The sequence below is a fragment of the Halochromatium roseum genome, assembly GCF_016653315.1.
Taxonomy (GTDB): Bacteria; Pseudomonadota; Gammaproteobacteria; order Chromatiales; family Chromatiaceae; genus Lamprobacter; species Lamprobacter roseus.
The window spans coordinates 125,056-138,711 of record NZ_NHSH01000040.1 but is presented as its reverse complement, the minus strand read 5'-3'; the positions used below and the strand labels follow the sequence as shown (position 1 = coordinate 138,711).

Annotated in this window: 7 protein-coding genes; 4 read left to right on the top strand and 3 right to left on the bottom strand. The window is 63.3% G+C overall.

Features of this window, described 5'->3' with window-relative positions:
- Positions 1 to 178: 178 nt before the first annotated feature.
- Together CCR96_RS04650 and CCR96_RS25020 are read right to left on the bottom strand one after the other, a co-directional pair.
- A complete protein-coding gene (locus tag CCR96_RS04650) occupies positions 179 to 2,680 on the bottom strand; it encodes an AMP-binding protein (protein WP_201217916.1) in 2,502 nt (833 codons plus the stop codon).
- 92 nt (positions 2,681 to 2,772) lie between these two features.
- A complete protein-coding gene (locus CCR96_RS25020) occupies positions 2,773 to 4,596 on the bottom strand; it encodes a replication-associated recombination protein A (RefSeq protein WP_274601068.1) in 1,824 nt (607 codons plus the stop codon).
- 358 nt (positions 4,597 to 4,954) lie between these two features.
- On the opposite strand from CCR96_RS25020, the gene CCR96_RS04635 reads away from it, so the two are divergent.
- From CCR96_RS04635 to CCR96_RS04625, 3 genes are read left to right on the top strand one after another with little or no spacing between them, the layout of a single operon-like run.
- Positions 4,955 to 6,328: an ABC transporter ATP-binding protein gene (locus CCR96_RS04635; protein ID WP_338035810.1), complete on the top strand. Its 1,374-nt coding sequence runs from the start codon at positions 4,955 to 4,957 to the stop codon at positions 6,326 to 6,328.
- Positions 6,321 to 9,239, top strand: coding sequence for a Gldg family protein (locus CCR96_RS04630; protein WP_201217913.1), 2,919 nt, complete (start codon positions 6,321 to 6,323; stop codon positions 9,237 to 9,239). Before CCR96_RS04635 ends, CCR96_RS04630 begins: the two co-directional genes overlap by 8 nt.
- A complete protein-coding gene (locus tag CCR96_RS04625; RefSeq protein ID WP_201217910.1) occupies positions 9,236 to 11,050 on the top strand; it encodes a DUF4340 domain-containing protein in 1,815 nt (604 codons plus the stop codon). The genes CCR96_RS04630 and CCR96_RS04625 overlap by 4 nt, the downstream gene beginning before the upstream one ends.
- A 73-nt stretch (positions 11,051 to 11,123) precedes the next feature.
- On the opposite strand, the gene CCR96_RS04620 is transcribed toward CCR96_RS04625, so the two are convergent.
- The gene (locus CCR96_RS04620; RefSeq protein ID WP_201217908.1) at positions 11,124 to 11,921 is read right to left on the bottom strand and encodes a DUF4198 domain-containing protein; all 798 of its coding nucleotides are present in this window, start codon (positions 11,919 to 11,921) and stop codon (positions 11,124 to 11,126) included.
- Positions 11,922 to 12,142: 221 nt separating this feature from the next.
- Here CCR96_RS04620 and CCR96_RS04615 point away from each other — a divergent pair, with 221 nt between their 5' ends.
- Complete coding sequence (locus CCR96_RS04615; protein WP_201217906.1) at positions 12,143 to 13,654, top strand: L,D-transpeptidase; 1,512 nt, start codon at positions 12,143 to 12,145, stop codon at positions 13,652 to 13,654.
- Positions 13,655 to 13,656: the final 2 nt, after the last annotated feature.

The window sequence follows — 13,656 nt, the reverse complement described above, 5'->3', positions numbered from 1 at the left end:
ATAGCGGATGGCCGATGCAATAGCCAACCGCGAAACGCTGAACGCCCGAGCATTAACCTGAATCCCTCATGCTTGATCTGCCGGGGTAGCGCAGCGCCCTACGCGTTAGATCGAGATCTCAACTGGAGCGCGGCCACAGCCGACATGCGCTGGCGGCGATCGCAGGCGCTCAAAGCGTTCAGCTCGCGGACCCGCTAACGACTGCCACGACCTGATCCATCACGGCCTGATTCAAATCCTCATAGCTGCGCTCGCCAGGCACGACGGCGGGCAGAAAGCTGACGCTGATCGGTGCCGAGATCTTCGGTAGCCAGGAGCCGCTCGGCAATGCTCGCCAGGCGCCGCTGATCGCCACCGGTATCACCGGCACGCCCAATTCACGGCTCAAGATCGCGTAGGTCTTGCGAAACGCCCCCACGACGCCGTCTTTGCTGCGGGTGCCCTCCGGGAAGATAATGAGGTTACAGCCTTGGCGCAGCACCTCCGAGAGGTTCTGTAACGCATGTTTCAGATCGCGTTCCAGATCTAGCACGATGACGTTGTTGCGCGCCGCCAAAAAGCGCAGCCAGGGCCTGTTGACGTGCTTCGCCTTGGCGAAGAAATAGGTCCGCTTCATCATCGCATTATCCAGGAAGGCAGCGACAAACAGACCATCCAGGAAGCTCTGGTGATTCGGTGCCAGGATACAGGGGCCAGACGGTAGATGCTCCATCCCGGAGCCACTCAAGCGGAAGTAACCACGCGCCAGCGCGGCCATGCCGTGGCGGAGTGGATTGTGTGCGGCCCAGCTGCGCGGCAACTGGATCTCGCTGCGCTGTTTCAGGATCTCCGCCCAGTCCACCACCGAGACCGCCATCTTGGTCTTCTTGTCGCGGATCAACGCAGCGATACGACCTACCGTCGGATGCTCCATCAGGGTCTCATCCGTCACGCCGACACCGAAGGTAGCCTGCAGGAAGGATTGGAGTCCGACGCGGTCGAGGGAGTCGAGCCCTAAATCCAGCTCCAGGTGATCGCCGGCGAAGACCTCGCATTCCTTCTGTTGCTGAAGGAATTGCTGGATCGTCTTGTATTCAGGATCATCCGGCTCCGCCTGCACCGCTTTGCGGGTCGCCGTTGACGCGACCATCTCGGGCAGCAAGAAGCGCTTCAGCTTGCCGAGCCGGGTCTTGGGGAGTTCTTCGGTGAGCAGGTGCAGCTTCATCACCTTTTTGTACGGTGTGACCCCGTGGTTATAGGGCGCCAGCACCTGCTCATTCAGGGTTTTCTGCAGGTCAGCGATGCCCTGCTCCCGCGCCTTGCGGAAGTCCGGCACCACCGCCGCCTCCAGACTGTCCTGATGTTGGAACACAGCGACCTCACCGATGAGATCGGTTTCCGCAGACAGCTTATCCTCGATCTCGACCGGATTGATATTCTTGCCGCTGGGCAAGACGATGATCTCCTTCTTGCGACCGGTAATGTGCAAGGCGCCAGAGTCGTCGAGATAGCCGAGATCACCGGTATGCAGCCAGCCATCTTTGACCACGGCTGCGGTTTCTTCCGGGCGCTTGAAATAGCCCTGCATGACATTGCGACCGCGGTTGAGGATCTCGCCGTCGAGAATGCGCACCTCGTTGCAAGGCATCGGGCGACCGGCAGCACCGAGCCTGGCCTCGCCGGGGCGGGTGAAGGTGATCATCGGTGCCGCCTCGGTCATACCGAAGCCCTCCAACACCTCGAAGCCGAGGGTGGTCAGATCCCGGAACACCTCTTCATCGAGCTTGGCACCGCCGCTGACCAGAAAGCGCACATGGCCACCGAAACGTGCATGCACCTTGGCGAACAGGCGCTTCGAGAAGGCTGGCGAGTTGATCTTGGCCGCCAACTGGAACAGCAGCCGGGTCAAACGGCTGGCGTTGATCTTGTCCTTGATCGACTTGGCGATCAGCCGATACAGCCGCGGCACGCCGATGATGATCGTGACCTGATGGTCGTTCAGCGCCCGCAGCATATCCTCCGCGGCCATGGAGGGAGAAAACACACAGGTACCGCCGGTATACAGTGGCGTGACGAGCGCGCCGAGCAATGGAAAGATGTGATGCAGCGGCAGGAGCGCGAGCACCCGTTGCCCTGGTGTGTAGATGGGCACGTCCTCGGAGATCGACTCGATGTTGGCGAGCAGGTTGTCCCAGCTCAGCATCACCCCCTTGGGGCTGCCGGTCGTCCCCGAGGTGTAGATCAGCAGCAAGGTCTTGTCGGGCGCGGGTGCGGGCACGGGTTCGGCCTGACCATCATCAGCAGCCGCTAAATCCAGATCGTCCAGCACCAAGACCCATGGTTGCTGATCGCAGGCGGCGATGGCCTGAGCCAAGAGCTCACGCGTGTTGTTAGAGCAGAACACCAACGACGGCGTGCAGTCACGCAGGATATAGGCGACATCCTCCGCCGAACTCATGAAGTCGATCGGCACCAGGGTGCAGCCCTGTTTCAAGCCCGCATAGAAGGCATAGACCCACTCCAGCCGATTCTCGGAGAAGATCGCTACCTTGTCACAATGGGCGTCGTCGCAGGGGGCAAGGTCGCGGGGGACGCCGGGAAAAGACCGCGAAAGCGCATCGATACGCGCCAGCAGCGTGCGATAGTCAACGCGTTGATCGTTCCAGATCAGCGCAGGTACATCATGTTCTTGTAAGAGCATAGGAGAGGAGGTGGTCTCAGGTGCTAATGCAAAGCGCCGCTCGATGAATCGGGCGAACGGGGCAAAACCGATAGGAATCAATGATCCCGCTATTATCGAGGCTTCGCGGCTGCGGCGCGATCCAGTGCTGCAAGGCGCTCGAGCTTCTCTTTGATGCGGATCTCGAGGCCGCGGTCGACCGGCTGATAGTAGCGCCGCGGCGCCATGGCGTCTGGAAAATACTGCTCGCCGGCGGCGTAAGCATCCGGCTCATCATGGGCATAGCGGTAGGCATGTCCATAACCAAGTTCCTTCATCAGCCGAGTCGGCGCGTTGCGCAGATGCACCGGCACCTCCAGCGAGCCTTGCTTGCGCACGTCTTCAAGCGTGCTGTTCCAGGCCCGATAGACGGCATTGCTCTTCGCCGCGCTGGCCAGATAGACCGTCGCCTGCGCTAGCGCCAGCTCACCCTCTGGGCTGCCGAGACGCTGCTGCGCGTCCCAGGCATCCATGGCAATGGTGAGCGCACGCGGATCGGCATTGCCGATATCCTCGCTGGCCATCCGCACCAAGCGTCGCGCAATGTAGAGCGGATCGCAGCCGCCATCGATCATCCGCGCCAGCCAGTAGAGCGCGGCATCCGGCGCCGAGCCACGCACCGATTTATGCAACGCGGAGATCTGATCATAAAAGGCGTCGCCGCCCTTGTCGAAGCGGCGGACGCTGCCCTCGATGACCTGGCGCAGGGTCTCAAGGCTGATACGGCGGCAAGGACCGAGCGCTGCTGCTGACGCTTGCACTGACTGCCCTGTTAGTGGTGCATCAGGTGCTGTCGCTGGCTTTAGGCCAGGCTGAGGCTTTGATGCGAGAGATAGATCTGGATCTGGATCTGAATCTGAATCTGACCCTGACCCTGACCCTGGCCCCATCTTCACCTCTGGTTTCGGCTCTGATTGCGAGATCGGCTCAGCTTGGTGCTCAGCGACGACCGGAGTGGCCAAATCAGCGGCCAACTCGAGAAGGTTCAGCAGCCGGCGCGCATCGCCATCGGCAGCCTCGGCGAGCAGGCGCCGCGCCTCGTCATCGATCAGAAGACGTCCCGGAGCGCTGCTGCCAAATACCGCAACCTCAGCCGCTGCAGCCCCGTCAGCCCTGTCAGCCGCTGCAGCCCCCTCAACCCTATCAGCAGTATCAGTCCCATCAGTCCCATCAGCCCCATCAGCCCCATCAGCCCTTTTTGTCGCTTCTGCCCCTTCAGCATCCTCTGGCCCGATCCTCCTTTGTTGGCTTGTGCCTCCAGCGACGCTACTAGCGGCAGAGCACGCGAGAGCGGAGGTGGAAACGGGGGCAGGAACGCTGTCGAGAGCGCGTTCGGGATCGGCCAAACCACGCTTAGGGTCACTGAGGGCACGATCCACCAACTGCTCTAGATCAACCAGCTCCAACGGCTTGAGCAAATAGACACGCGCCCGCGACAGCAGCGCATTATTGAGCGCGAATGAAGGGTTCTCAGTCGTGGCACCGATGAAGACCAGCGTGCCATCCTCAACGTGAGGCAAGAAGGCATCCTGCTGCGCCTTGTTGAACCGGTGCACCTCGTCGATGAACAGGATGGTGCCGCGCTGCTCAGTCGTACGCACAAGGCGCGCCTCGTCGACCGCAGCACGGATGTCTTTAACGCCAGCCAGCACCGCTGACAAATTCAAGAATCGGCTGTTCGATGCCGCCGCAATCAACCGCGCCAAGGTGGTCTTACCGGTACCGGGTGGGCCCCAAAAGATCGCCGAATGCGGGCGATCGGCGGTGATCGCTTCGCGCAGTGGCCGCCCCGGCGCGAGCAAATGCGACTGGCCGACGACCTCATCGAGGCTCCGCGGACGCATGCGCTCCGCTAGAGGCACATGCGAGATCGGTGACTTGTTGGCGAGTCGGCTCATTCACGCAAGCTCAACGCGGGCTATAAAACACCCTATCCTACAGCGACCACGCAGCCAGGTTCGACCGACCATGATCAGGACCAGGACCACCGTGCACCGGGACGAACGCTCAGGCTGCGCTAGCTGCCTTCAGCCGTTGCCAACACAGCCTGCCCCCGCTTGCACCTAACCGCCCAGTGCAGTGCAATACAGTGCGCTTTCTGGCTGCTACGGCCGCGCCTCTCTGCGCTCGCGGCTTGCGCCCGGCAACCTCACTCGCATGGCGTCGCACCACCCTGGCAGCTGAATCGTGCGAGATTCACGTTATTACAAAGTTGCCCATTCTCGTCATCGCCAACACCCGCAGCGGAGTATCCGGATGATTGAGGCTTATGAGATCAGCCGCAGTTACGGCACCCTGAAGGCGGTAGACCAGGTGTCGTTCACAATCGGCCGCCGCGAGATCGTCGGCCTGCTCGGCCACAACGGCGCCGGCAAGACCACCATCATGAAGATGCTCACCGGTTTCCTAGAGCCGAGCGCCGGCCAGATCGCCATCGACCAGCTCGACTTAGCCAACCGCCGGCGCGAGGCGCAGCGACGCATCGGCTACCTGCCCGAGAACTGCCCGCTCTACCCAGACCTGAGCGTGCTCGAGCACCTCGAATACCAGGCTAACTTGCACGGCATCCCGCGGCGCCATCGCGCCGAGGCCATCCGCCGCGCGATCAATCGCACCGAGCTCGGCACCAAGGCGCAGGCAACGGTCGCGACCCTCTCGCGCGGCTACCGGCAGCGGCTGGGCGTCGCGCAAGCGATCCTGCATGAGCCGCCGATCCTGATTCTCGACGAGCCGACCAACGGCCTCGACCCCTCCCAGATCCAACACATGCGAGCGCTGATCCGCGAGTTAGCGCGCCAGGCGACCGTGATCATCTCGACGCACATCCTGCAAGAGGTCGAGGCGATCTGCTCGCGGGTGCTGATCATGCGCGCCGGGCGCCTCGCCGTTGATAGCCGTCTCGATGCGCTGAGCACCGACCCGCGCCTGCTGGTCACACTCGATCGGCCGATTTCCGAGGTCACCGAGACCTTGGGCGCGCTCGATGGCGTTGGCGCGGTGACGCATCTCGGTGACGAGGGGGCGCATCGGTGCTTTGCACTGAAGACCGATAATCCCAAGCGGCTCGCACCGCGGATCGCGCGGATGGCGGCCGAGCGCGGCTGGGCGCTGTATACACTCACGCCCGAGCGGCGCGATCTCGAAGCGCTGTTTGGTGCGGTTACCAGCGGCGATCAGATCCAGTCCAGCGCATCGGCTGCGACCCCAACGACCGCGGGCTCTGCTGAAAGCTCCACGCCAAAGCCGGCTTCTCGCAAACGCTCGAGCCGAGGCTCGCGCTCAGGCTCGGCAGCCGCAACGCCAAAGACAACGCGGAAAACAACAACACAAGCAAGCCCAAAACCAAAGGCAAAGGCAAAGGCAACGGCCAAAAAAGCAACGGCAAAAGCAACGCCAAGACCAGAACCGAAGGCTAAACCGACGCCAAAGGCCAAACCGACGCCAAAAGCCAAGTCGGAGTCAAGGGCCAAGACAGCGCCAAACGCCGAGCCGGCGCCAAGGCCGAAAGTAAAGGCGAAACCTACTCCACAAACCGAGCCAAAAGCGGAGCCAAAAACGGAGCTAAAGGCCAACCCGGAGCCACAGCCAACGGCGAAGACCTCGGCCAAAGAGGACCCAACCCATGGCTAACATCCTGCGCATCACCCGTAAAGAACTCTCCTCCTTCTTCGGCTCGCCGGTCGCTTATCTCTTCATCGGTGCCTTCCTTGCCGCAACCCTGTTCGTGTTCTTCTGGGTCGAGGCCTTCTTCTCGCGCAACATCGCCGACACCCGGCCGCTGTTCGACTGGATGCCGCTGCTGCTGATCTTCCTCGCTGCCGCGCTGACCATGCGCCTGTGGAGCGAGGAACGCCGCGCCGGCACCCTGGAGCTGCTGGCGACGCTGCCGGTAGCGACCTGGCGCCTGGTGCTGGGCAAGTTCCTCGCCGCTTGGGCGCTGGTGGCCATCGCCTTGGCGTTGACCCTGCCGCTGCCGCTCACCGTCGCGCTGATCGGCCCGCTCGACTGGGGACCCGTCGTCGGCGCCTATCTGGCCACACTGCTCCTGGCGGCTGCCTACATCGCCATCGGCCTGTTCGTCTCGGCGCGCACCGATAACCCGATCGTCGCGCTGATCGGCACGACGCTCGTCGCCGCGCTGTTCTACCTGATCGGCTCGCCGGCGCTGACCAGCCTGGCCGGGTACGGCGGCGGCGAGCTGCTGCGGCTGCTCGGCTCCGGCTCACGCTTCGAGTCGATCACCCGTGGCGTCATCGATCTACGCGATCTCTACTATTACCTCAGTCTGGTTGGCGCCTTCCTGCTGCTCAGCGTCGACACCCTGGAGCGCCTGCGCTGGGCCAACGATCCGGCACTCGACCCCCCGCGCCGCCTCGCTCATCATCGCTGGTCGCTGCTCACTGGGCTTGCCGTCGCCAACCTACTCGCCGCCAACCTCTGGCTGCATCAAGTCGATGACGTGCGCGCGGATCTCACCCGCGGCGCGATCTACAGCCTCTCCGAGACCACCCGGACCTACCTCGACCAGCTCCAAGAGCCGCTGCTGATCCGCGGCTATTTCAGCGCCGAGACCCATCCGCTGCTCGCGCCCCTGGTGCCGCAACTGCGCGATCTCTTGCGCGAGTATCAGGCCGCCGGTAACGGGCGCGTCGTCGTCGAGCTGATCGATCCGCACAACGACCCCGAGCGCGAGCGTGAGGCCGGCGAGCAATACGGCATCCAGCCGGTCGCGTTCCAGACCGCCAGCAAGTACCAGGCCGGCGTGGTCAACTCCTACTTCGACATCCTGGTGAAGTACGGCGACAGCCATGAGGTACTGGGCTTTCAGGAGCTGATCGACCTGAAGGTGCGAGGCGAGACCGATCTCGACGTGGTCCTGCGTAACCCCGAATACGACCTGACCCGCGCGATCAAGAAGGTGCTCTACGGCTGGCAGGCCGGCGGCGATCTGTTTGCCGGCATCAACCGGCCACTGCGGCTGCGCGCGTTCGTCTCCGATCCCAGCGTCCTGCCCGAGCCGCTCCCCGCGCTGCGCGCCGAGCTGGAATCCCTGCTCGACGAGCTCGCGGCAGACGCCGAGGGACGCTTCAGCTGGGAGATCATCGATCCGGCCAGCGATCCGACGCTGGAGCAAGCGATCGCCGAGCGCTACGGACTCCAGCCGCTGGTGCTCAGCCTGCTCGACCCGCAGCCCTTCTACTTCGACTTGGTCCTCAAGCGGGGCGAGCAAGCACAGGCCGTCCCTCTACCAGAGCCGCTCGATGCCGCCGGCCTGCGCCGCGGCTTGAGCGCGGCAATCAAGCGCTTCACACCCGGCGTGCTGCGCAGCGTCGCCCTTTATCGGCCGGAATCCAGCCCCGGCATGCTGGGAATGGACGGCTTTGGTGGCAGCAACACCGACGACAGCCTGCTCGCGGAGGTGCTGCAATCCAGCTTCAATCTGATCCCGACTGATCTTCGCGACGGCCAGGTTCCAACGCAGGCCGATCTGCTCCTGGTCATCGCGCCCAAGGATCTCGATGCGCGCCAACGCTTCGCCATCGACCAGTTCCTGATGCAGGGCGGCACCGTCATCCTGGCCGCCGCCCCGCTCAATGTCGACCTTGGCGGCGGCCGCATCCGTGCCGTCGACCAACCCACCGGGCTGGAGGACTGGCTCGCCGGGCTGGGTCTGCGGCTCGGGCCAGGACTGGTGCTGGACCCGCAGAACACACCCTTCCCGATCCCCGTGCAGCGGCAGCTCGGCGGCTTCCTGATCGAGGAGATCCAGATGTTGCCCTATCCCTACTTCCCGGATGTGCGTAACGATGGGCTGAGCGATGCGTCCGGCATCACCGCTGGTCTCGGCCAGCTGACCATGACCTGGGCGGCGCCGATCAGCCTCGATGCCGAGGCCAACGCCGGGCGCCAGGTCGTACCGCTGATCGAATCCTCCGCAGCGGCCTGGACGTGCACCGACAACGATGTGCAGCCCGATCTGGAGGCCTATCCCGAGCTCGGCTTCGAGCGCGGTGACGACACTGGGCGCAAGCTCCTTGGCGTCTTGATCGAAGGCCGCTTCGAATCGGCGTTCAGCGACCAGCCATCGCCTTTGCGCAGCGACCAGCAGCGCGATAGCGCATCCCTGGACGCTGCAAGCGCGCTCGACGAGACGCCCGCGCCTGAGTCACCGCGGCTCTCCAGCGTCGTCGAGCACTCGCCGAGCTCGGCAAGACTGATCCTGCTCGGCTCATCGACCTTCCTCTCCGACACCGCCATCAGCCTCGCCACCGAGGCCACCCAGAGCCGTTATCTAGCGCCGCTGACCCTGATCCAGAACGCCATCGACTGGTCGCTCGAAGACCCTGGGCTGCTGACGCTGCGCGGCCGCGGCCAGTACAACCGTCTCCTCGAGCCGATCGGACGCGAGCAGCGCATCCTGCTCGAAACGCTGAACTATCTGCTCGCGCTTGGCGGTCTGGCGTTGGTCTTTGCACTGCATCAGCGGCTGCATCGCCGCCGCCAACAGACCCTGGCCGCGATCTTGGAGGCTAAGTCATGAGCGATCGATCGAATGGGCTGGCACAGCACTTCCGTCACCCACTCAGCGGGCTTGAGCCGAGCTGGCGGCGCGCGCTGCAGACGCCCGCCGTCAGCGCCCTGATCGCGCTGCTGGTGGCGCAGCTTGTCGCGGCGCTGGTCCTGGCCGGCAACGCAATCCAAACGAGCATCACCACCGATGCCCCCTTGCTCGATCTTTCGAGCGATCAGGTCAGGCGCATCGAGATCGATAGCGCCGACGAGGAGGTCGTGCTCGCGCGCGCTGCCGAGGGCTGGGTCCTGCCCGCGCTCGCCGACTTCCCTGCCGACGCGGACAAGGTTGATCGGCTCTTGAACACGCTGACAGCCCTGCAGCGGCCGTTGCCGGTCGGCGCCAGCGCTGAGACACAACACCGACTCAAGGTCGCCGACGACAACGCCGAGTGTCGTATCACGCTGTACGGCAAACCCGGAAATACTGGCGATGTCGGCGATGTCGGCGAGCTAACGCAGCTCTTGACTGGCGACTCCCCAGGCTTTCGCCGCCTCTATGCGCGTCTGGCCGACGAAGAGACGGTCTACGACCTGCCGCTGGCCAACGTTCTGATGACCAGTGATCGTCGCGACTGGCTGCGTCGCGACCAGCTCCGCCTCGACGCCGAGGCGATCGAGCGCGTTCACAGCGATAACTGGACGCTCAGTCGCATGGATGGCAGCTGGCGGCTCACGGCCGCATTGGCAGACCAAACGGCCGGCACGCCGACCTCTGCCCCAGCACCCGAGCTAGAGCGCATGGAACTGGACCATCGTGAGCAAGAAGGCACCGTGCGAGAAGGCACCGTGCGAGAAGGCATCGTGCGAGAAGGCATCGTGCGAGAAGGCACCGTGCGAGAAGGCACCGTGCGAGAAGGCGCTGAACGTGAAGACGCTGGGCGGGAAGACAAGACGCTGGAAGGCGCTGGGCTGGAACCGACGGGTCTGGATCAAACTAAGCCAAACGCGCCCGAGCTGGCTCGATCTGACCTGGACCCATCTCAGGTTGCGGCGCTGTTGAGCCGCATCGCCAACCTCAGCTATGAGGATGTTCGGATGCCGGCAACCGCTGCAGCATTGACGTCCGAGCCCATGCTTCGGCTCGACATCACGCTGGATGACGGCAGCCGTCGCAGTCGGACGGTATTCGCCGATGGCAACGGTAGCTATCTGCTCCAAACCGGCACAGACCCCTGGCTCTATGAGCTATCAGAGTACGATCTGGATGGGCTGCTCGGGTTCGATCCACAGCAGCTCCTCGCCAAACAGGCGACTGCGTCGAGCCAAGACGAAGCCAGCCACGAGATGACGCCAAGCGACGAACTCGTTTCAGGCGACCAACTGGAGCCTGACGCTCAACTGAATCCAGTGGACAGCGCAGGCAAAATTCGGTCGCACGCGGACAACGGATCAGCGGCAGGCGTTGAGAAAGATCCAACCGATGAGACGGATTCGATCGAAGGCATAGAATCCGACGGCGACATCGATCCAACAGACGAGCGCCAGACTGACGCACTTGGTGGCGCGGCGATCTCTGCGTCGCTCGCACCGTCAGCGGACCTAGACTTAGGCACCGAAAGCGCAAAGGAACACACGAGCGCGGCCGGTGATGCCGGTGATTCATCAGCCGCTGAGGCCAACCCCGCAGAACAGCCAGAGCCCGACTTCCGCCCGCAGCAACGTCCGGTTCCCGCTCGCAGCGCACCGCCTCAGTGGCCCTATCAGCGCTATGCGCCACCCAGTGGACAGGCCTGGCCACCGCAAGGTGTACCGCCGCAAGCGGTACCAAGCTGGCGCTGATCAACATCGAGCAGCGTGGGGTTTCGCCCAGCGATCGCCAGCCGTCGCCAGCGATCGCTCGCAAAGCCGCCGCTTACATCTCCCGCGTGCGCACCCAGATCAGTGCGCCGAGTTCAACCGGCACCTGCTCGCCAGACGGATTGGCCATGGTCTCCTCGCCCTCGAGCAAGGCAGCGAAGCCCCACCAACCGGCGCGTGGCATCGCATAGCTGAACACGCCATTGACATCGGCCTTCACCACTTGGGTCACGAACGGCGCCGCTGGCGGCTCGACCGAGCCATCGTTGCGCCATTCCACCTCGACAGTGGCAAACGGCACCGGCGCGCCGGCCCGAGTCACGACACCGGTAAACAGGTTGCCCGCCCAAAGCCCGTAAGGACGAACCAAAGGCTCAATCTCAACCGGGAAACCGACCCGTTGGTCCCAGCCTTGCTCAGCGCCGTAAGCGTCAACGACTGTCTTGGTGTAATGAACAATCATCACCCCCTCAGCCGGCTCCCAGTACGGCGCCGGCTCGACGAAGAACAGGTAGTCAGCCGGGCTCGGAACCCGGTACTCGGCCTTGTAAGCAGGCTTACCGTCCCGCTCAACGACCTCTAATCCTTGCGTCAGATCCTCACGACCTTGGGGCGTTACCACGCCGAAGCGAACCGGCTTGTCCATGGCCATCGCCGGTCCAGGTCCCATTGGATGGGTGAAGGCCAGATCCAACAGCACAACAGGGCCAGTCTCTGCGGTCAGAATCTCGGTCGATGGAATCAGCTCGAGAAAATGCGCCTCTGCGGCAAATGGCATGATGAGCCCAAGCATGGCCACCCAATGCCGTCTAGCGCGCACTGGGTTGCCCGGACAGGGATGGCTTGGTGCCATTGAAGACCTCCTCGGTCGATTGGTTTGGCAAGATGGCCTATCAATGGCCCATCAAAGTAAGATATTTTTCAGATTTTGCATACGATTTCTTTTGCATACAACCTCTTTCTGCATACTCCCTCGTGCGCAGAGATTTACGCTCACCCTTCGAGCCAAGGCGGCTCAATGCGTTAACATGCAGGTACGAGAAACTGCCGGACCCCATGAGCCTCAACTGAGTCATGCGCATCCTGAATAAGCTACACAACAACATTCACCCCATAGGCTCGATCTGGCTGCAGATCATCAGCGCCGTCATGCTGCTCGGCGGCTGCGCCCAGATCCCCGTCTCAACGCCCTCCAGCGACCAGCTTCCAGCGGAGGTCAACGTCGAGTCCGAGCCAGAGACGGAGACCGCAGAGGCATCGGCGCAGGCCATCCCCGAGCCGCAGGAAGACCCAGAGCCGGATCAACTCTTCGAATGGAACGGCACTGGACGCAAGATTTCGCATGTGGTGATCGACACCAACGAGCAACGCGCGCGCTTCTACGACGGCAAAGAACAGGTGGGCTGGACGACCATCGCATCAGGCGTCTCATCGCATCCAACCCCGAGCGGTGAGTTCCAGGTGATGGAGAAGGTGGCGAAGAAGCGTTCCAACCTCTACGGCCGTATCTACAACGCCAACGGTGGCTTACACAAGCGCAACGCCCATTCGAGCGACCCGATACCTGCCGGGGGCAAGTTCGTCGGCGCCCGCATGCCCCACTTCATGCGCATGACCTATGACGGTATCGGCATGCACGCAGGCGCCATCCCTAGGCCCGGCCAACCCGCCTCGCATGGCTGCATCCGCCTTCCGGATGAGGTCGCATCGAGCCTGTTTGCGCATACTGACATTGGCACGCGGGTTACCGTGATCGGGAGCGGACCGGATTATGGTAACTATGCCGAACGCATCCGCCGTCAGCGCGAACAAGAAAGGCAGAACCGCATCGCCACCGCCAGTTCTGAACCTCGCAGCTCCTCGACTCGGACCCGTTCGGCGTCCACCACAAGCGCGTCAAGCGCATCCAAGCGCGCCTCAACCGCGAGCGAACGGTCTCCGACTCGAACCGCGACCAACGCTAGCTCCGGCTCCAAGACTGCAAACGCTGACGCGGCTGTGACATCAGCCGGAAGCAATGAACCGACAGGCTCTGGTCAAGGTGGCAGCAACCCCGGTGAGGTTACCGCTGATGTTACCGGTAATGTTAATGGTAGCAGCAGCATGGGTGGCAGCACGCTAGCCGGGGCCAGCGGGACCGAGGCCGGCACCGAAGACACGGCTGCAGAGATGGCCAATGCCCCTCAAACGAGGGCTCCGGCCCAACCCAGTCAGGCCAGCTCGGCAAGCACCAGCAACGAAGCAACAGGTTCAGAGTCGCTCCAGACCACTGTGCAGGAAAGCTCTCAGTCAACGACGTCAGAGCCAGAGCAAGCACCGGCGTCAGCATCAGTGCCAGCGTCTGCGCCTAGACAGGTCACCGATCCGGAGCCGGCAGCAGCGCCAGCAGACCAGGTGCAAGGCCAGACATCGGTAGCTGAAGAGTCCGCGCCAGCGGTTAACCAACAACCAGTGGCAACGCCGCAAGCGACCATCCCCCGCCCAGCGTCACAACCCCTGGAGTCAGCACCGCCGGCCAGGGTGGCGCCGAAGGCACCAGAGATCCGTTCCGCCGATGGTGCAGCGTCAAGCGGCGGCCAAGGCTAACA

Excerpts from the sequence above, each read along its gene's own strand:
- CCR96_RS04650 (WP_201217916.1), bottom strand. The coding sequence starts at position 2,680 with ATGCTCTTACAAGAACATGATGTACCTGCGCTGATCTGGAACGATCAA.
- CCR96_RS04635 (WP_338035810.1), top strand. The coding sequence starts at position 4,955 with ATGATTGAGGCTTATGAGATCAGCCGCAGTTACGGCACCCTGAAGGCG.
- CCR96_RS04620 (WP_201217908.1), bottom strand. The coding sequence starts at position 11,921 with ATGGCACCAAGCCATCCCTGTCCGGGCAACCCAGTGCGCGCTAGACGG.
- CCR96_RS04630 (WP_201217913.1), top strand. The coding sequence starts at position 6,321 with ATGGCTAACATCCTGCGCATCACCCGTAAAGAACTCTCCTCCTTCTTC.
- CCR96_RS04615 (WP_201217906.1), top strand. The coding sequence starts at position 12,143 with ATGCGCATCCTGAATAAGCTACACAACAACATTCACCCCATAGGCTCG.
- CCR96_RS25020 (WP_274601068.1), bottom strand. The coding sequence starts at position 4,596 with ATGAGCCGACTCGCCAACAAGTCACCGATCTCGCATGTGCCTCTAGCG.
- CCR96_RS04625 (WP_201217910.1), top strand. The coding sequence starts at position 9,236 with ATGAGCGATCGATCGAATGGGCTGGCACAGCACTTCCGTCACCCACTC.